Here is an 18,579-nt window from a genome sequence, read left to right on the forward strand (position 1 = left end):
ACCATGTGTGGCGTGAGGCTCAGTCACGCCCCCCACAACTCCATCGAGGAGGCGCAGCATGCGCTTCAGACACAGAGCCGCGGCAGGGTTCGCGACCCTGTTGCTCCCGCTGGCCGGCCTCGTCGGCCTGGCGAGCCCGGCCCAGGCCGCGACGTCCGCCACCGCGACCTACGCCAAGACCCAGGACTGGGGCTCCGGCTTCGAGGGCAAGTGGACGGTGAAGAACACCGGCACCACGACCATCAACTCCTGGACCGTCGAGTGGGACTTCCCCTCCGGTACCTCCGTCACCTCCGCCTGGGACGCCGACGTCACCTCCTCCGGCTCCCACTGGACCGCGAAGAACAAGTCCTGGAACGGCACTCTCGCCCCCGGGGCCTCCGTCACCTTCGGCTTCAACGGCTCAGGCTCCGGCTCCCCCGCCAATTGCAAGCTCAACGGCGGCAGCTGCGACGGCGGCACCACCGAGCCCGGCGACAGCGCGCCGAGCGCCCCCGGCACCCCGACCGCCTCCGGCATCACCGACACCTCGGTGAAGCTGACCTGGTCCGCCGCCACCGACGACAAGGGCGTCAAGAACTACGACGTGCTGCGCGACGGCGCCAAGGTCGCCACCGTGACGACGACCTCGTACACGGACACCGGCCTGACCAAGGGCACGGACTACTCCTACTCCGTGCAGGCCCGCGACACCGCCGACCAGACCGGCCCGGTCAGCGGTGCCGTACGCGTCCGCACCACGGGCGGCACCACCGAGCCCCCGCCCACCGGCGACAAGATCAAGCTCGGCTACTTCACCGAGTGGGGCGTCTACGGCCGCAACTACCACGTCAAGAACCTGGTGACCTCGGGGACCGCGTCGAAGATCACCCACATCAACTACGCGTTCGGCAACGTCAAGAACGGCCAGTGCACGGTCGATGACACCTACGCCGCCTACGACAAGGCCTACACCGCCGACCAGTCCGTCTCCGGCACCGCCGACACCTGGGACCAGCCGCTGCGCGGCAACTTCAACCAGCTGCGCCAGCTGAAGGCGAAGTACCCGCACATCAAGGTGCTGTACTCCTTCGGCGGCTGGACCTACTCGGGCGGCTTCGGCCAGGCCGCGCAGAACGCCGCCGCGTTCGCCAAGTCCTGCAAGGCCGTCGTGGAGGACCCGCGCTGGGCCGACGTCTTCGACGGCATCGACATCGACTGGGAGTACCCGAACGCCTGCGGCCTGACCTGTGACACGTCCGGTCCGGCGGCCTTCAAGAACCTCTCCCAAGCCCTGCGCAACGAGTTCGGCCCGGACTACCTGGTCACCGCGGCCATCACCGCCGACGGCTCCGCCGGCGGCAAGATCGACGCGGCCGACTACGGCGGCGCCGCCCAGTACCTCGACTGGTACAACGTGATGACCTACGACTACTTCGGCGCCTTCGACAAGGACGGCCCGACCGCCCCGCACTCCCCGCTCACCTCGTACCCCGGCATCCCGCAGGCCGGCTTCAACTCGGCCGACGCGATCGCCAAGCTCAAGGCGAAGGGCGTCCCCGCCAAGAAGCTGCTGCTCGGCATCGGCTTCTACGGCCGCGGCTGGACCGGCGTCACCCAGTCCGCCCCGGGCGGCTCGGCGACCGGCGCGGCACCGGGCACGTACGAGGCCGGCATCGAGGACTACAAGGTCCTGAAGAACTCCTGCCCCGCCACCGGCACCATCGCGGGCACGGCGTACGCCCACTGCGGCAGCAACTGGTGGTCGTACGACACCCCGGCGACCATCGCGGGCAAGATGAGCTGGGCCAGGAACCAGGGCCTCGGCGGCGCGTTCTTCTGGGAGTTCAGCGGCGACACCGCCAACGGCGAGCTGGCGGCCGCCATCCACACCGGCCTGTCGTAAGAGAATTCGGCGGATTACGCCACGTTGACGCGCTGACCGGGCGGGGCTGCCTCGAGCCACGCGAGGAAACCGGTCAGCGCGTCTTCGCTCATCGCGAGTTCAAGACGCGTGCCCCGGTGCAGACAGGCCAGGATCACATGGTCGGAGAGGAGCGCCAGCTCCTCCTCGCCCTCCGGGACCCGGCGGCCGGCCACCTCGATCGCGGAACGCTCCAGGATGCGGCGGGGCCGCGGCGAGTACGAGAAGACGCGGAACCACTCGACGCGGTCGCCGTTGTACCGGGCCACCCCGTACGCCCAGCCCTTGCCGTTCGGGTCGCCGTCCTCCGGCGCGTCCCAGCGCAGGCTGGCGTCGAAGGTGCCGCCCGAGCGCTGGATGAGCCGGCGGCGCAGACCGAAGACGAACAGTCCCACCACCACGAGGGCCACGACAATTCCGCACACAGTCAGAGCGAGGACCATCGACACCGACCTCCTCGTCTCCTAGGTAACGGAACGTAAAAAACACCCACATCCACCTCAGCCGCGGCTGGGTCCGGATTACTCCGGTACCCAGCCGCGGCTGAGTGACGTCATCACACGGCTGACGGGGTCAGCGGGCCGCCGTCGCAGCCCGCAGCCGGACGTCCGCGCGGCGCTGGGCCTCCGCGTCGTCCTCCGCCTTCGCGCGCTCCAGCTCCTGCTCCGCGCGCTGGACGTCGATCTCGTCCGACAGCTCGGCGACTTCGGCCAGCAGGGAAAGCTTGTCGTCGGCGAACGAGATGAATCCGCCGTGCACCGCGGCGACGACCGTCCCGCCCTCGCTCGTGCGGATGGTCACCGGGCCCGACTCCAGCACACCGAGCAGCGGCTGGTGACCGGGCATGACGCCGATGTCGCCGGACGTGGTGCGCGCGACGACCAGGGTGGCCTGGCCGGACCAGACCTCACGGTCGGCCGCGACCAGCGCGACGTGCAGCTCAGCAGCCAAGGGTGGCTCCTCGGGTCACCACCCGGCGGGAGTGCCGGGTGTTGGTTACAAGTCTAGTAGGCGTGAGAGAGGGGGCGGGACGCGCCCGCCCCCTCCTCAAGAACACCGGGGTCAGGAGACGCCCAGCTCCTTCGCGTTCTTCTTCAGGTCCTCGAGACCACCGCACATGAAGAACGCCTGCTCCGGGAAGTGGTCGTACTCGCCGTCGCAGATCGCGTTGAACGCGGCGATCGACTCGTCCAGCGGCACGTCCGAACCGTCCACGCCGGTGAACTGCTTGGCGGCGTGGGTGTTCTGGGACAGGAAGCGCTCCACGCGACGGGCCCGGTGGACGACGAGCTTGTCCTCCTCGCCGAGCTCGTCGATACCGAGGATCGCGATGATGTCCTGCAGGTCCTTGTACTTCTGCAGGATGTTCTTCACGCGCATCGCGGCGTTGTAGTGGTCCGCCGAGATGTACCGCGGGTCGAGGATCCGGGACGTCGAGTCCAGCGGGTCCACGGCCGGGTAGATGCCCTTCTCGGAGATCGGACGGGAGAGCACCGTCGTCGCGTCGAGGTGGGCGAAGGTGGTGGCCGGGGCCGGGTCGGTCAGGTCGTCCGCGGGGACGTAGATCGCCTGCATCGAGGTGATCGAGTGACCGCGGGTCGAGGTGATGCGCTCCTGGAGGATGCCCATCTCGTCGGCCAGGTTCGGCTGGTAACCCACCGCGGAGGGCATACGGCCGAGCAGGGTCGACACCTCGGAACCGGCCTGGGTGAAGCGGAAGATGTTGTCGATGAAGAACAGCACGTCCTGCTTCTGGACGTCGCGGAAGTACTCCGCCATCGTCAGGCCGGCCAGGGCCACGCGCAGACGGGTGCCCGGGGGCTCGTCCATCTGGCCGAAGACCAGCGCGGTCTTGTCCAGAACGCCGGACTCTTCCATCTCCGCGATGAGGTCGTTGCCCTCACGGGTGCGCTCGCCGACACCCGCGAAGACGGAGACGCCCTCGTGGAGGTTGGCGACACGCATGATCATTTCCTGGATCAGCACGGTCTTGCCGACACCGGCACCACCGAACAGACCGATCTTGCCGCCCTTGACGTACGGGGTGAGGAGGTCGACGACCTTCAGGCCCGTCTCGAACATCTCGGTCTTCGACTCGAGCTGGTCGAACGCGGGGGCCTTGCGGTGGATGGACCAGCGCTCGCCCTCGTGGGTCTCGTCGGTGTTCAGCACCTCACCGAGGGTGTTGAACACCTTGCCCTTGGTGAAGTCGCCGACCGGGACGGTGATGCCCGCGCCGGTGTTGATCACCGGGGCCTGGCGGACCAGGCCGTCGGTGGGCTGCATGGAGATCGCGCGGACCAGGCCGTCGCCCAGGTGCTGGGCGACCTCAAGCGTCAGCGTCTTCTTCTCGCCCGCGAGCGCCGGGTCGGCGACCTCGACGTGAAGGGCGTTGTAGATCTCCGGCATCGCGTCGACGGGGAACTCCACGTCGACGACCGGGCCGATGACCCGCGCGACGCGGCCCGTCGCCGTGGCCGTCTCAACAGTGGTGGTCATTTGTCAGTCACTCCCCGCGGTCGCGTCGGCCAGGGCACTGGCGCCACCGACGATCTCGCTGATTTCCTGGGTGATTTCGGCCTGGCGGGCCTGGTTGGCAAGCCGGGTGAGGGTCTCGATGAGCTCTCCGGCGTTGTCGGTCGCCGACTTCATCGCGCGCCGCGTGGCGGCGTGCTTGGAGGCGGCCGACTGGAGCAGCGCGTTGTAGATGCGGCTCTCCACGTAGCGCGGCAGCAGGGCGTCCAGGACGTCCTCCGCCGACGGCTCGAAGTCGAACAGCGGGAGGATCTCGCCCTTGGGCTTGGCCTCCTTTTCGACCTCTTCGAGGCTGAGCGGCAGCAGCCGGGCCTCGATCGCCGTCTGCGTCATCATCGACACGAACTCGGTGTAGACGATGTGGAGCTCGTCCACGCCGCCCTCGGCCGTCTCCGTCTCGATGGCCTCGATCAGCGGGGCCGCGACCTTCTTGGCGTCCGCGTACGACGGGTCGTCGGTGAAGCCCGTGAACGACTCCGTGATCTTGCGCTCACGGAAGTTGTAGTGGGCGACACCGCGGCGGCCGACGATGTAGCTGTCGACCTCCTTGCCCTCGGCCTCGAGCTGCGCCGTGAGCTTCTCGGCGGCCTTGATGGCGTTGGAGTTGAAGGCGCCGGCCAGACCGCGGTCGCTCGTGAGGAGCAGGACCGCGGCGCGGGTCGGGTTCTCCGCCTCCGTCGTCAGCGGGTGCTTGGTGTTCGAGCCGGTCGCGACCGCCGTGACCGCGCGGGTGAGCTCGGTCGCGTACGGCGTGGAGGCCGCCACCTTGCGCTGCGCCTTGACGACGCGCGAGGCGGCGATCATCTCCATCGCCTTCGTGATCTTCTTGGTCGCGGAGACGGTTTTGATGCGACGCTTGTAGACCCGGAGCTGGGCTCCCATGAGTCAGGTCCCTTCCGTCGTCACTTGCCGGCAGCCGGAGCGTCCTCGCCGAGCAGCTTGCCGTCGGAGGTCTCGAACTGCTTCTTGAACTCCGCGATGGCGTCGGCCATGGCCTGGAGGGTGTCGTCGGACATCTTGCCGCCCTCGCGGATGGAGGTCAGCAGACCCTGCTCCTTGCGGTGCAGGTAGTCCAGCAGCTCCTTCTCGAAGCGGCGGATGTCGGCGACGGGGACCTCGTCCATCTTGCCGGTGGTGCCGGCCCAGATGGAGACGACCTGGTCCTCGGTGGCCATCGGCTGGTACTGCGGCTGCTTCAGCAGCTCGACCATGCGCTGACCGCGCTCCAGCTGGGCCTTGGACGCGGCGTCCAGGTCGGAACCGAAGGCGGCGAAGGCCTCCAGCTCACGGAACTGGGCGAGGTCCACCCGCAGACGGCCGGAGACCTGGCGGATCGCCTTGTGCTGGGCGGAGCCACCGACTCGGGAGACGGAGATACCGACGTTCAGCGCGGGGCGCTGACCGGCGTTGAACAGGTCCGACTCCAGGAAGCACTGGCCGTCGGTGATGGAGATGACGTTGGTCGGGATGAACGCCGACACGTCGTTGGCCTTGGTCTCGACGATCGGCAGACCGGTCATCGAGCCGGCGCCCAGCTCGTCGGAGAGCTTGGCGCAGCGCTCCAGCAGCCGGGAGTGCAGGTAGAAGACGTCACCCGGGTAGGCCTCACGGCCCGGCGGGCGGCGCAGCAGCAGCGACACGGCGCGGTAGGCGTCGGCCTGCTTCGACAGGTCGTCGAAGATGATCAGGACGTGCTTGCCCTGGTACATCCAGTGCTGGCCGATGGCCGAACCGGTGTACGGCGCCAGGTACTTGAAGCCGGCCGGGTCGGACGCCGGGGCGGCGACGATGGTCGTGTACTCCAGCGCGCCGGCCTCCTCCAGAGCGCCGCGCACGCCGGCGATGGTGGAGCCCTTCTGGCCGATGGCGACGTAGATGCAGCGGACCTGCTTCTTCGGGTCGCCCGAGCGCCAGTTGTCACGCTGGTTGATGATCGTGTCGACGGCCAGGGCGGTCTTGCCGGTCTGGCGGTCGCCGATGATCAGCTGACGCTGACCACGGCCGATCGGGGTCATCGTGTCGACGGCCTTGTAGCCGGTCTCCATCGGCTCGTGCACCGACTTACGGGCCATGACGCCCGGGGCCTGCAGCTCCAGGGCGCGACGGCTGTCGGTCTCGATCTCGCCGAGGCCGTCGATCGGGTTGCCGAGGGGGTCGACCACGCGGCCGAGGTAGCCCTCGCCGACCGCGACGGACAGGACCTCGCCGGTACGGCTGACCGGCTGCCCCTCCTCGATGCCGCTGAACTCGCCGAGGACGATGGCACCGATCTCGCGCTCCTCGAGGTTGAGGGCGAGGCCGAGGGTGCCGTCCTCGAACTTCAGCAGCTCGTTGGCCATGGTCGAGGGCAGGCCCTCGACCTTCGCGATGCCGTCGCCGGCAAAGGTGACCGTACCGACCTCCTCGCGCGAGGCCGCGTCCGGCTTGTACGCCTGGACGAAGTTCTCCAGCGCGTCCCGGATCTCCTCCGGCCGGATCGTGAGCTCCGCCATCTGGGTTCCCTGCTCTCCTTGTTGGGCCCGAAGTTTCTTAGGGGGTCTGGGGGCGACCCCCAGGATTCTTCTGCACGGCCCAACCAGGGCCGTCGTAAGTACGTTGTGCCTATTGAGTTGCTGCTCAGCCGGCGAGCCGGCGGCTGGCGTCCTCGATGCGGTCCGCGAGGGAGCCGTTGATGACCTCGTCGCCGACCTGCACCCGGATTCCGCCGAGGACCTCGGGGTCCACGTCCAGGTTGAGGTGCATCTGGCGGCCGTAGAGCTTCGCGAGGGCGGCGCCCAGGCGCTGCTTCTGCAGGTCGCTCAGCGGAGCCGCCGAGGTGACGATGGCCACCATGCGGTCCCGGCGCTCGGCGGCGAGCTTGGACAGGGACTCCAGTCCCGACTCCAGGCTACGTCCCCGCGGCGCGGTCACAAGGCGCGTCACCAGACGCTCGGTGGCCGGCTGCGCCCTGCCCCCGAGCAGGCTGCGCAGCAGCTCGCCCTTGGCCGAGGCGGTGGCCTTCCGGTCGGTCAGCGCGGCGCGCAGCTCGGTGCTGCCGGAGACGATCCGGCCGAACCGGAACAGCTCGTCCTCGACGTCGTCGAGCTTGCCCGCCTGCTGCGCGGCGGTGAGGTCGGCGGTGTTCGCCAGCTCCTCGATCGCGTCCACCAGGTCGCGCGAGCGCGACCAGCGGGAGCGCACCATGCCGGCGACCAGGTCGGCGGCCGGGCCGCTGACCTGGGTGCCGAGCAGACGCTGGGCCAGCTCGGCCTTGGCCTGACCGGCCTGCGCCGGGTCGGTGAGGACCCGACGCAGCGACACCTCGCGGTCGAGCAGCGCGGTGACGGCGGCCAGCTCGTCGGCGAGCGAGCCGGCGTCCACGGACGTGGAGTCCGTCAGCGCGTCGAGACGCTCACGTGCGGCTGCCAGGGCCTCGCGGCTCGCTCCGTTCATCGGCCGGCCTCGGCCTTCTCCTCGAGCTCGTCGAGGAACCGGTCGATCACACGGCTCTGGCGGGCGTGGTCCTCGAGGGACTCGCCGACGAGCTTGCCGGCCAGGTCGGTGGCGAGCTTGCCGACGTCCTGGCGCAGCGCGGACGCGGCGGCCTTGCGGTCGGCCTCGATCTGGGCGTGACCGGCGGCGACGATCTCCTCGCGCTGCCGCTGGCCCTCGGCCCGCATCTCGGCGATGAGGGCGGCACCCTGCTCCTGCGCCTCCTGGCGCAGACGCGCGGCCTCGTGCCGGGCCTCGGCGAGCTGTGCCTTGTACTGCTCAAGGACGCTCTGGGCCTCGACCTTCATGGTCTCGGCCTCTTCGATACCGCCTTCGATCGCCGCGCGGCGCTCCTCCAGAACCTTGTTGATGTTCGGAAGCAGCTTCTTCCAGAAGAAGAAGAACACGATGGCGAAGGCGATGGTGCCGACGAGCAGCTCGGGGCCCGGAGGAACGAGCGGGTTCTGCTCTTCCTCGGCCGCCAGCTGCACCAGGTTGGCGATCACATCAGTGCCTTTCGTTGGCAGGTTCGCTCGTCAGGGCTCGATCATCCGTAGACGAACGGCATGACGATGCCGATGAGCGCGAGCGCCTCACAGAACGCGAAACCGAGGATCTGGTTGGCACGGATCAGGCCGGCCGCCTCGGGCTGGCGGGCGAGGGCCTGGGTGCCGTTACCGAAGATGATGCCGACGCCGACGCCGGGGCCGATGGCGGCGAGGCCGTAGCCGATGGAACCGATGTTGCCTTCGACAGCGGCGAGGGTCTCAAGGGCAGCCATGCTGAATCTTCCTTCTTTTTCATGGACCGGCGGGGGTTGGCCACCGGACGATCAGGGGCTTGAGGGAGTGGGGCTCAGTGGTGCTCGGCGAGAGCGCCCTGAATGTACGAGCAGGCGAGGAGGACGAAGACGTACGCCTGGACCGCCTGCACGAAGAGCTCGAAGAGGATCATGACCATCGTCATGACGAAGGAGACACCGGCCGCCGGGATCATCCAGCTGTTCAGCAGGTACCAGGAGGCGACGGTGAACATCACCAGCATCAGGTGACCGGCGAACATGTTGGCGAAGAGCCGGACCGCGTGCGTGAAGGGACGGACGAGCAGGTTCGAGAAGAACTCGATGACCATCACGAGCGGCAGCACCGGGCCGAGCGTCTTGTCGTAGCCGGTGACGTTCTTGAAGAAGCCGACGAACCCGTGCCGCTTGAAGGTCAACGAGACCCACACCACGTAGACGATGGCGGCCAGCACCATGGGGTACGCGATGATCGACGACACCGGGAACTGCGCCAGCGGGATCACGGACCAGATGTTCATGATCCAGATGAAGAAGAACAGCGAGACCATGAGGGGGACGTACTTCTCGCCCTCCTTCTTGCCGAGGGTCTCGTAGACGATGCCGCGGCGCACGAAGTCGTAGCCGGCCTCGCCGATCATCTGGAGCTTGCCCGGGACCACCTTCGCCTTGCCGAAGGCGAGTGTGAAGAAGGTGACAACCAGGAGCGTGGTGATGATGGCGAGCAGCATCACCTTGTTGAACTCGAACCCCCCGACCGTGGTAATCGGCTTGAAGAGGAACGAGTGCAGGCCCGGAGCCGGAAAACCACACCCGTTGTCGGACATGATCCGACAGCTCCAGTCAAAGGCGAGCTGGGTCTGGTCAGCACTCACCGCGGGCTCCTTCGGCGTGACGCATGTGTACGGCAACCTCGTTGTGTCGGCGCGGCGCGCAGCCGCGGATCGGCACCGGACTGGTGTTACGGATGTGAGGGCGGCTGGGGGGCATCGAGCCTCGCGTTCGAGCAGGCGTCAGCTCAGATGCCCGCGCCCGCGATGCCGCAGTTGGCACCGGACGATAGCAGGAGATCTCATGCCTCTTTATCCCGGCCCTACCCCTCACGACGAGTGCCCCGACTTTTCGGGCTTCTCGCCCGTCGTCGAATCGGGCTCGACGTAAAGGATCTTGGCCTTCATATGGGCACGCGCCTGCGCGGCGATCCACGCGAGAGTGCCGGCGACGAGCGTGAGGGCGAAGGCCTTGGGATGGAACAGCGTGGTGTTCTTGAAGGCGGCCATGAAGACGAACAGCAGCAGGATCTGCGCCGCGTAGAGCATCAGGCCCATCGCCTGGAACAGATGCGGAAGCGATTTGGCAGTGCGCTGCAGGACGTAGAGGCCGATCCCCATGAAGAGGATCACAACAAGCGTCGCGACGACCGCCCCGATCGCCCCCTTGCCCCCGACGACCACACCACTGACGACGGCGGCGACAGCACCGACGGCAGCCGTGGGCACGGCGGCCTGGGCCAGAATCCGGGCGTCATTGGACGGCATGGCGGCAACTCCGCTTTCGCAGGGGGCAGGGGTGTCGTCATGGACGAGCGTAGTCCCGGGCTGAGTGGAGACCTCACGCCAATGGACCGTCGCATCACGGTCCTTCGGCTCTATCCGGGGGGTTCTCGTGAACCGTATCACAAACTATTTGATGCAGTCTTTACCTGGGGGTGTGCGGACAGTCACACATGAGAGTGAACATGCGCGTCTGAGCGTGAACGCCGCCGAGATGTCTGGTATTGGGGCGCTTCGCACCCCCATCACCACCCCACGACTTGGCAATGCTCTAGTCAGATTCTTACCTTGTCCCGGCCTTGCGCCGGTCGGCCAGCCGCGAACGGGGGCCGATGGCGGTCGCCCCGTTGACACCGGAGACCCCGGAGACCACGGGCGTGCGGCTCTCCGGCCCCACCGCGGCGGGCTGCTCGGCGGCGGACGCCGGCGTCGAGGCATCCGGCGCCAGGGCCGGGATCCCGCGGCGGCGGTAGCGCGGCGGCACGAAGCGCTCCATCCAGCGCGGGGTGCGGGGCGTGAAGCGCGGCAGCAGGAGCAGGACCAGACCGATCGCGCTGAGGAACACGACGCCGAGCACGATCCACATGGACGCCGAGTTGACCGAGTAGGCGAGCGCGCCGAAGGCGATCAGCGCCGACCAGAAGTACATGATCAGCACCGCGCGGCTGTGCGAGTGGCCGATCTCCAGGAGCCGGTGGTGCAGGTGACCGCGGTCGGCGGCGAACGGGGACTGGCCGCGCCAGGTGCGGCGCACGATCGCCAGGATCAGGTCGGCGGCCGGCACCGCGATGATCGTCAGCGGCAGCAGCAGCGGGATGTAGACGGGGACCGTCTGGTGCACGGCCTCCTTCTCGGACCCGACGTACAGGTTGAGCGCGTCCGGGTCGACCTGCCCGGTGACGGAGATCGCGCCGGCGGCCAGGACCAGGCCGATCAGCATCGAGCCCGAGTCGCCCATGAAGATCCGCGCCGGGTGCATGTTGTGCGGCAGGAAGCCCAGGCACATGCCCATCAGGATCGCCGAGAAGAGGGTGGCGGGGGCGGCGGCCTCGATGCCGTACGAGTACCAGATGCGGTAGGCGTACAGGAAGAACGCGGTGGCGGCGATGCAGACCATGCCGGCCGCGAGGCCGTCCAGGCCGTCGACGAAGTTGACCGCGTTGATGGTGATGACGACCAGCGCGACCGTCAGCAGGGTGCCCTGCCACTGGGTGAGCGCGACCGAGCCGACGCCCGGGATCGGCAGCCACAGGATCGTCAGACCCTGCACGACCATCACGCCCGCGGCGATCATCTGGCCGCCCAGCTTGATCAGGGCGTCGATCTCGAACTTGTCGTCCAGGACGCCGATCAGCCAGATCAGGGCCGCCCCGGACAGCAGCGCCCGGGGTTCGTTGGACGTCTCGAAGACCTGGTTGAGGTTGGTCAGGTGGTCGGCGACCAGCAGGCCCGCGCACAGGCCGAAGAACATCGCGATCCCGCCGAGCCGCGGAGTGGGCTCCCGGTGCACGTCACGTGCCCGGATCTCCGGCATCGCTCCGGCCACGATCGCGAACTTCCGTACCGGCCCTGTCAGCAGATACGTCACCGCGGCCGTGATGCAGAGCGTCAGCAGGTATTCACGCACGGGCTTCCCCACAGGTCTCGCTGGCCATCACAGCCCCACACCCTAGCGATGCGCGCATATGAGTGGGGACTTCCGGGTAGCGACGATGGTTGCACGAGTGGCTGTGCACCCTGGTGCGCTTACCCCGTCTCAGCGCGGATACGGCGGAAATCCACCGGCCAGCTCCCGCACTTCTTCACGGGCTCTCGCGGTCTCCGTCACGCCCCTGAGCACGCCCGCGAGCAGCTTGGCGATCCGCCCCATCTCCGCCTCGCCCATCCCCTGCGTGGTGACCGCGGCCGTGCCCAGGCGCAGTCCCCGGGCGTCGCCGTGCGGCAGCGCGCAGCAGTCCAGGACCAGGCCGGCCGCGGCGAGACGGCCCCGGGCGGTGCGGCCGTCGACACCGAGGGGCGCCGGGTCGGCGGTGATCAGATGGGTGTCGGTGCCGCCGGTGGTGACGACCAGGCCCTCGGCGGCCAGCCGTGCCGCGAGAACCCTCGCATTGGCGACCACCTGATGGGTGTACGCGGCGAACGCCGGTGTTGCCGCCTCCCCGAACGCGACCGCCTTGGCGGCGATCGTGTGCATCTGGGCGCCGCCCTGTGTGAAAGGGAACACGGCCCGGTCGACCCGCTCGGCCAGTTCCGCGCGGCACAGGATCATGCCGCCGCGGGGGCCGCGCAGCACCTTGTGGGTGGTCGCGCAGACGATGTCCGCGTACGGCACGGGGTTGGGCGCCGCTCCCCCGGCGACGAGCCCGATGGGGTGCGCGGCGTCCGCGATGAGGTAGGCGCCCACCTCGTCGGCGACCTCGCGGAAGAAGGCGTGGTCGAAGTGGCGCGGGTAGGCGATCGAGCCGCACACGATCGCCTTGGGCCGGCGCGTGCGGGCCAGGGTGCGCACCTGCTCGTGGTCGACGAGCCCGGACTCGGCCTCCACGCCGTAGCCGACGAAGTCGAACCAGCGGCCGGAGAAGTTGGCGGGCGAGCCGTGCGTGAGGTGGCCGCCGTGCGGCAGGCCCAGGGCGAGGACGGTGTCGCCGGGGCGCAGCAGGGCGGCGTAGGCGGCCAGGACCGCCGAAGAGCCCGAGTGGGACTGGACGTTGGCGTGGTCCGCGCCGAACAGGGTCTTGGCGCGGTCGACGGCGAGGCGTTCGGCGACGTCGACGATCTCGCAGCCGCCGTGGTGGCGTGCCCCCGGGTAGCCCTCGGCGTACTTGTTGGCGAGCGGCGAGCCGAGGGCGGCCAGCACGGCCGGGGAGGTGAAGTTCTCGGCGGCGATCAGCTGGAGCGTGGTCGCCTGCCGCTCCCGTTCCCCGAGCAGGACGTCGGCGAGTTCGGGGTCCTGGTGACGCAGGACGTCGGCCTCGATGGCAGGGGTGACCGTCATGGTGGGCTCCGGGCGACGTGCTTCTGGGCGGTTCGCCGTGGTGACGTACGACCAATGTAGGCCCGGGGCCCCGGAGGCGCTCGGTCGTTACGTCCGTGCGGGGACGCCCGTGAGTGCCGTGACGACCGGGTCGAGCGACTGGTGTATCTCGTCCCCGATCGACCGGAAGAACGTCAGGGGCGCCCCGTAGGGGTCGTAGACCTCGTCGGCCTCGGCGTTCGGGGCCAGGAGCCACCCGCGTAGAGCGGCCGCGGCGCGGACCAGGGCACGCGCGCGGACGACCACGCCCTCCTCCAGGGGAGGCAGGGTCGCCGGGTCGATGGCCTTGACCAGACGGGTGAACTCCTTGAGCGTGAAGGTGCGCAGGCCCGCCGAGTGGCCCATGGAGATGACCTGCGCCCGGTGGTCCCGGGTGGCGGTCAGCACCAGGTCGGCGCGGATCACGTGCTCGTCGAGGAGCTCGCGTCCGGTGAAGCCGGAGGCGTCCGCGCCGAAGTCGGCCAGGACGGTCTCCGCGTGGGCCTCCATGGGGGCGCCCTCGTGGCCCCAGGTGCCCGCGCTCTCCACGATCAGCCCGCCGCCCAGGATGCCCAGCCGCTCCTTGATGAAATGGCGGGTCAGCCGCTCGGTGATGGGTGAGCGGCACACGTTGCCGGTGCTGACGTGGAGGATGCGGAAGCTGTCGCGCGGCAGTCCCACGAAGGTCGTCGTGATCTCCGCCGCGCTTTCCCCGTTGCCTATGCCACGCCCCGCCTCAGGGGCCGTCAATTCGCCACCTCGAGGTCGGGTACGACCTTTCGCAGCTCGTCCGCCGAGAGGGCACCGGCGCGCAGGAGCAGGGGCACCTCCCGGGTGACGTCGACGATCGACGACGGGACGTTGCCGGGGGTCGGGCCGCCGTCCAGGTAGACCGAGACGGAGTCGCCGAGCATCTCCTGCGCGGCGTCGCAGTCCTCCGGCGCCGGGTGGCCGGTGAGGTTCGCCGACGACACGGCCATCGGGCCGACCTCGGTGAGCAGCTCGATGGCGACCGGGTGCAGCGGCATGCGCACGGCGACCGTGCCACGGGTGTCGCCCAGGTCCCACTGGAGGGACGGCTGGTGCTTGGCGACGAGCGTCAGCGCGCCCGGCCAGAAGGCGTCGACCAGCTCCCAGGCCAGCTCGGAGAAGTCCGTGACGAGCCCGTGCAGCGTGTTCGGGGAGCCGATGAGGACGGGGGTGGGCATGTTACGGCCCCGGCCCTTGGCCTCCAGCAGGTCGGCGACGGCCTCCGCGGAGAACGCGTCGGCGCCGATGCCGTACACCGTGTCCGTCGGCAGCACCACGAGCTCGCCACGGCGGACGGCGGACGCTGCCTCACGCAGACCGGTCACGCGGTCGGTCGCGTCGTTGGTGTCGTATCGCCGTGCCATCTTTAGCTGGCCTCCTCGTACACGTGCTGCTGGGATGAAGACTTCGAAGACTGCGGGGTCTGCGGGGTCTGCGGGATCTGCGGGGGCTGCGGGGGCTGCGGGGTGCTCACGGCAGTGCCTTGCGGGCCGTGGCGAAACGCGGGCGGTTGTTCAGGTCCGGGTGGTCGGCGGCGTCGGTCCAGCCGCGGTCCTCGGCGAAGATCCACGGCACCTGGCCGCCCTGGGTGTCGGCGTGCTCCACGACCACGACGCCGCCGGGGCGCAGCAGCCGGTGCGCGGTGCGCTCCAGGCCGCGGATCAGGTCGAGGCCGTCCTCGCCGGAGAACAGCGCCATGTCGGGGTCGTAGTCCCGCGCCTCGGGGGCGACGTACTCCCACTCCGTGAGCGGGATGTACGGCGGGTTGGAGATGACCAGGTCGACCTGGCCGTCCAGGTCCGGGAAGGCCGTCAGGGCGTTGCCCTGCCGCAGGTCGACCCTGGACCCCTCGACGTTCTTGCGGGTCCACTTCAGGGCGTCCTCGGACAGCTCCACGGCGTGCACGCGGGAGCGCGGGACCTCCTGGGCGAGGGCGAGCGCGATGGCGCCGGAGCCGGTGCACAGGTCGACGATGCACGGCTCGACGACGTCCATGGCCCGCACGGCGTCTATGGCCCAGCCGACCACGGACTCGGTCTCCGGGCGCGGCACGAACACCCCCGGCCCGACCTGGAGTTCCAGGTACCGGAAGTAGGCGCGTCCGGTGATGTGCTGGAGCGGTTCGCGGGCCTCGCGGCGGGCGATGACCTCCCAGTAGCGGGCGTCGAAGTCGGAGTCCTTGACGGAGTGCAGCTCGCCGCGCTTCACGCCGTGCACGAACGCGGCGAGTTCCTCCGCGTCGGTGCGCGGCGAGGGCACGCCGGCGTCGGCGAGCCGCTGGGTGGCCTGGGCCACCTCCGCGAGCAGCAGATTCACGCAAGTCCTCCGAATGTGCTCGTTCGTGCCTCAGGGGGTGTCTCATGGGTCGAGCCGGGGTCGCGGGGTCTGGCACGCACGTCATCGCGTCGACGCCCTCCTCCGCCTTGCAGCTGCACGCAGCAGACCCCGCTCGACTCAGCTAACCAGGTACCGCACCTCTCCTCCGGCCCGACCCATGGGACACCCCCTACGCAGCCGCCAGCTTCGCCGCCGAGTCCGCGTCGACGCAGGCCTGGATCACCGCGTCGAGGTCGCCGTCCAGGACCTGGTCCAGGTTGTACGCCTTGAAGCCGACGCGGTGGTCCGAGATGCGGTTCTCCGGGAAGTTGTACGTGCGGATCTTCTCGGAGCGGTCGACGGTGCGGACCTGGCTGCGGCGGGCGTCGGCGGCGTTCCTCTCCGCTTCCTCCTGCGCCGCGGCGAGCAGCCTGGAGCGCAGGATACGCAGTGCCTGCTCCTTGTTCTGCAGCTGGCTCTTCTCGTTCTGGCAGGAGGCGACGACTCCGGTCGGGATGTGCGTGATGCGCACGGCGGAGTCGGTGGTGTTGACGGACTGCCCGCCGGGTCCGGAGGACCGGTAGACGTCGATGCGCAGGTCGTTCGGGTTGATCTCGACGTCGACCTCCTCCGCCTCGGGCGTCACGAGGACACCGGCCGCGGAGGTGTGGATACGGCCCTGGGACTCCGTCGCGGGGACGCGCTGCACGCGGTGCACGCCGCCCTCGTACTTCAGCCGCGCCCAGACGCCCTGGCCGGGTTCGGTCTGCCCCTTGGTCTTCACGGCGACCTGGACGTCCTTGTAGCCGCCCAGCTCGGACTCGGTGGCGTCGATGATCTCGGTCTTCCAGCCGACGCGCTCGGCGTAGCGCAGGTACATGCGCAGCAGGTCGCCAGCGAACAGCGCCGACTCGTCGCCGCCCGCGCCCGCCTTGATCTCCAGGATGACGTCCTTGTCGTCGCTGGGGTCGCGGGGGACCAGCAGGAGGCGCAGCTTCTCGGTCAGCTCCTCGCGCCGCTGCTCCAGCTCCTTGACCTCGGCGATGAAGTCGGGGTCGTCGGCGGCGAATTCGCGCGCGGTCTCGATGTCGTCGCCCGTCTGCGTCCAGGAGCGGTAGGTGGCGACGATGGGGGTGAGCTCGGCGTAACGCTTGTTCAGCTTGCGCGCGTTGGCCTGGTCGGCGTGGACCGACGGGTCGGCGAGCTTCTTCTCCAGGTCGGCGTGCTCGGCGACGAGTTCCTCGACGGCCTCGAACATCTTGGGCTCCTGTGTGCGGGCGGGGGTGAAGGGGCGGGCGACCAAAAACGCCGGTCCCGGAGCGCCCGGTGAAGGGGGCGCTTCCGTGGACCGGCGGTTCGGGGCTCGCTACTTCTTGGAGCCGGCGGCCTTGCCGAAGCGGGCCTCGAAGCGGGCCACACGGCCACCGGTGTCGAGGATCTTCTGCTTGCCCGTGTAGAACGGGTGGCACTCGGAGCAGACGTCGGCCCGGATGGTGCCGGACTCGATGGTGCTGCGCGTGGTGAACGACGCGCCGCAGGTGCAGCTGACCTGCGTCTCGACGTACTCGGGGTGGATGTCGCGCTTCAAGGTGTCTCCTAGGTTTCGGGAGGGCGCCGGGTCGCTGCCGCGGGGTGCGGGAGCGTGAACCGGAGCCGACGTACCAGTCTGCCAGGACTGGGGCCATCCCCCAAAACCGGGGGTTGCCGTTGTTTGTTCCCCGCGGGCCGGTGGGGGTGTTCGCGCAGTTCCCCGCGCCCTTGAGGACGTGCCCCTCAGGGCGCGCTCACGACACCCTTGGCTTCACCTGTGGCCGATCCGGTGGTCGCCGACTTCGGGATCGGCTTGTCGTTCTCCAGGGCCTTCCAGATCTGGTCGGCCTTCTTCTTCTGGAGGAGGACGCGGTTGGGATCGGCCGGGTCGTACTGGACCGGCATGGTGACCATGTGCATGTTGGCGGGGCTGATGCCCTGCAGGCCGCTCGCGAAGGACGCGAGCTTGTTGACCGAGCCGAGGTCGGAGTCGGTGGTCACCGTCTTCGTCGCGGTTTCCGCGAGGTCGAGCAGCTTCTTGGGGTTGGTGAAGACGCCGACGTCCTTGACCTGGTTGACCAGGGCCTTGATGAAGGCCTGCTGGAGCTGGATGCGGCCCAGGTCGGAGCCGTCGCCGACGCCGTGCCGGGTGCGGACCAGGCCGAGGGCCTGCTCGCCGTCGAGTCTGTGGGTGCCGGCCTTGAGCTTCAGGTGGCTGTCGGGGTCGTCGATGCTCTTCGTCGTGGTGACCTCGACGCCGCCGAGGTCGTCGATGAGCTTCTGGAAGCCGGCGAAGTCGACCTCCAGGTAGTGGTCCATGCGCAGGTCGGTGATCGACTCGACGGTCTTCACGGCGCAGGCGGCCCCGCCGGTGGAGTAGGCGGAGTTGAACATCACGCCGTTGGCCGCGGGGTACTCGTTGCCTTTGGTGTCCGTGCAGGCGGGGCGGTCGATGAGGGTGTCGCGCGGGATGGAGACGACGCTGGCCTTCTTGTGGCCCTTGTAGATGTGCACGATCATCGCCGTGTCCGAGCGGGCGCTGCCGTCGTCGGTGCCGCCGCCGAGCTTCTTGTTGCCGCCGGCGCGGGTGTCGGAGCCGAGGACCAGGATGTTCTCGGAGCCGTTGTCGGCCTTCTTGGGGCGGTCGGTGCCGAGTGCCTGGTCGATGTCGACGCTCTTGAGGTTGCCGTTGAGCTTGAAGTACACGTACCCGACGCCCGTGCCCCCCAGGACGACGATGCCCGCGGCGGTCCAGCCCATGATCATCATGCCCTTGTGGCGCTTGCGGGGCTTGCGGCGGCGGCCCTTGGCGCGGTGACGTGCTCCGGTGGTGCCGGTCTCGCCCGGTATGCCCGGGCCCGGCGTGCTCTCGGCAGACATGGGCTCCTCAGCTCGTCTACGGTCGGTTACCCCCTGCGGTCAGTGCCAG

19 protein-coding genes are annotated in these 18,579 nt (G+C 69.2%); 1 reads left to right on the forward strand and 18 read right to left on the reverse strand.

Annotated elements, in window-relative coordinates:
- The first annotated feature begins 58 nt into the window (after positions 1-58).
- Positions 59-1,885, forward strand: coding sequence for a glycoside hydrolase family 18 chitinase (locus ABZ386_RS23225; protein WP_356615328.1), 1,827 nt, complete (start codon positions 59-61; stop codon positions 1,883-1,885).
- Between the two features lie 14 nt (positions 1,886-1,899).
- Here ABZ386_RS23225 and ABZ386_RS23230 read toward each other — a convergent pair whose 3' ends face one another.
- The 18 genes from ABZ386_RS23230 to ABZ386_RS23315 form a co-directional block, all read right to left on the reverse strand.
- Positions 1,900-2,346: a DUF2550 domain-containing protein gene (locus tag ABZ386_RS23230; RefSeq protein WP_351342469.1), complete on the reverse strand. Its 447-nt coding sequence runs from the start codon at positions 2,344-2,346 to the stop codon at positions 1,900-1,902.
- Positions 2,347-2,476: 130 nt separating this feature from the next.
- Positions 2,477-2,854 carry a F0F1 ATP synthase subunit epsilon gene (locus ABZ386_RS23235; RefSeq protein ID WP_033312984.1) on the reverse strand — a complete coding sequence of 126 codons (378 nt, stop codon included), beginning with the start codon at positions 2,852-2,854 and terminating at the stop codon, positions 2,477-2,479.
- 111 nt (positions 2,855-2,965) lie between these two features.
- The gene (gene atpD / locus ABZ386_RS23240) at positions 2,966-4,402 is read right to left on the reverse strand and encodes a F0F1 ATP synthase subunit beta (protein WP_351342467.1); all 1,437 of its coding nucleotides are present in this window, start codon (positions 4,400-4,402) and stop codon (positions 2,966-2,968) included.
- 3 nt (positions 4,403-4,405) lie between these two features.
- On the reverse strand, positions 4,406-5,320 hold the full coding sequence (locus ABZ386_RS23245; protein WP_351342465.1) for a F0F1 ATP synthase subunit gamma: 915 nt from the start codon (positions 5,318-5,320) through the stop codon (positions 4,406-4,408).
- A 20-nt stretch (positions 5,321-5,340) separates the two neighbouring features.
- Entirely contained in the window at positions 5,341-6,930 is a 1,590-nt protein-coding gene (atpA, locus tag ABZ386_RS23250) for a F0F1 ATP synthase subunit alpha (protein WP_351342463.1), read from the reverse strand.
- Between the two features lie 124 nt (positions 6,931-7,054).
- Positions 7,055-7,870, reverse strand: coding sequence for a F0F1 ATP synthase subunit delta (locus tag ABZ386_RS23255; RefSeq protein WP_351342461.1), 816 nt, complete (start codon positions 7,868-7,870; stop codon positions 7,055-7,057).
- Positions 7,867-8,415 carry a F0F1 ATP synthase subunit B gene (locus tag ABZ386_RS23260; RefSeq protein WP_031117488.1) on the reverse strand — a complete coding sequence of 183 codons (549 nt, stop codon included), beginning with the start codon at positions 8,413-8,415 and terminating at the stop codon, positions 7,867-7,869. The genes ABZ386_RS23255 and ABZ386_RS23260 overlap by 4 nt, the downstream gene beginning before the upstream one ends.
- A gap of 41 nt (positions 8,416-8,456) precedes the next feature.
- Positions 8,457-8,690: an ATP synthase F0 subunit C gene (gene atpE, locus ABZ386_RS23265; protein WP_031485821.1), complete on the reverse strand. Its 234-nt coding sequence runs from the start codon at positions 8,688-8,690 to the stop codon at positions 8,457-8,459.
- A 74-nt stretch (positions 8,691-8,764) separates the two neighbouring features.
- Positions 8,765-9,535 carry a F0F1 ATP synthase subunit A gene (atpB, locus tag ABZ386_RS23270; protein ID WP_351342617.1) on the reverse strand — a complete coding sequence of 257 codons (771 nt, stop codon included), beginning with the start codon at positions 9,533-9,535 and terminating at the stop codon, positions 8,765-8,767.
- Between the two features lie 273 nt (positions 9,536-9,808).
- Positions 9,809-10,246 carry a hypothetical protein gene (locus tag ABZ386_RS23275; protein ID WP_355718395.1) on the reverse strand — a complete coding sequence of 146 codons (438 nt, stop codon included), beginning with the start codon at positions 10,244-10,246 and terminating at the stop codon, positions 9,809-9,811.
- A gap of 298 nt (positions 10,247-10,544) precedes the next feature.
- Positions 10,545-11,888, reverse strand: coding sequence for an MraY family glycosyltransferase (locus tag ABZ386_RS23280; protein ID WP_351342456.1), 1,344 nt, complete (start codon positions 11,886-11,888; stop codon positions 10,545-10,547).
- Positions 11,889-12,017: 129 nt separating this feature from the next.
- Positions 12,018-13,256, reverse strand: a complete 1,239-nt coding sequence (gene glyA / locus ABZ386_RS23285) for a serine hydroxymethyltransferase (protein ID WP_356615326.1) — start codon at positions 13,254-13,256, stop codon at positions 12,018-12,020.
- Positions 13,257-13,343: 87 nt separating this feature from the next.
- Entirely contained in the window at positions 13,344-14,024 is a 681-nt protein-coding gene (locus ABZ386_RS23290; protein ID WP_351342452.1) for a protein-tyrosine-phosphatase, read from the reverse strand.
- The gene (locus ABZ386_RS23295) at positions 14,021-14,668 is read right to left on the reverse strand and encodes an L-threonylcarbamoyladenylate synthase (RefSeq protein WP_114255317.1); all 648 of its coding nucleotides are present in this window, start codon (positions 14,666-14,668) and stop codon (positions 14,021-14,023) included. The genes ABZ386_RS23290 and ABZ386_RS23295 overlap by 4 nt, the downstream gene beginning before the upstream one ends.
- 106 nt (positions 14,669-14,774) lie before the next feature.
- On the reverse strand, positions 14,775-15,620 hold the full coding sequence (gene prmC, locus ABZ386_RS23300; RefSeq protein WP_114255316.1) for a peptide chain release factor N(5)-glutamine methyltransferase: 846 nt from the start codon (positions 15,618-15,620) through the stop codon (positions 14,775-14,777).
- Positions 15,621-15,810: 190 nt separating this feature from the next.
- Positions 15,811-16,878: a peptide chain release factor 1 gene (gene prfA / locus ABZ386_RS23305; protein WP_351342449.1), complete on the reverse strand. Its 1,068-nt coding sequence runs from the start codon at positions 16,876-16,878 to the stop codon at positions 15,811-15,813.
- Positions 16,879-16,986: 108 nt separating this feature from the next.
- Entirely contained in the window at positions 16,987-17,208 is a 222-nt protein-coding gene (gene rpmE / locus ABZ386_RS23310; protein ID WP_003992975.1) for a 50S ribosomal protein L31, read from the reverse strand.
- Between the two features lie 185 nt (positions 17,209-17,393).
- Positions 17,394-18,530, reverse strand: coding sequence for an LCP family protein (locus ABZ386_RS23315; RefSeq protein WP_356501857.1), 1,137 nt, complete (start codon positions 18,528-18,530; stop codon positions 17,394-17,396).
- Positions 18,531-18,579: the final 49 nt, after the last annotated feature.

It is taken from the genome of Streptomyces sp. NPDC006140 (assembly GCF_040628815.1).
GTDB lineage: Bacteria > Actinomycetota > Actinomycetes > Streptomycetales > Streptomycetaceae > Streptomyces.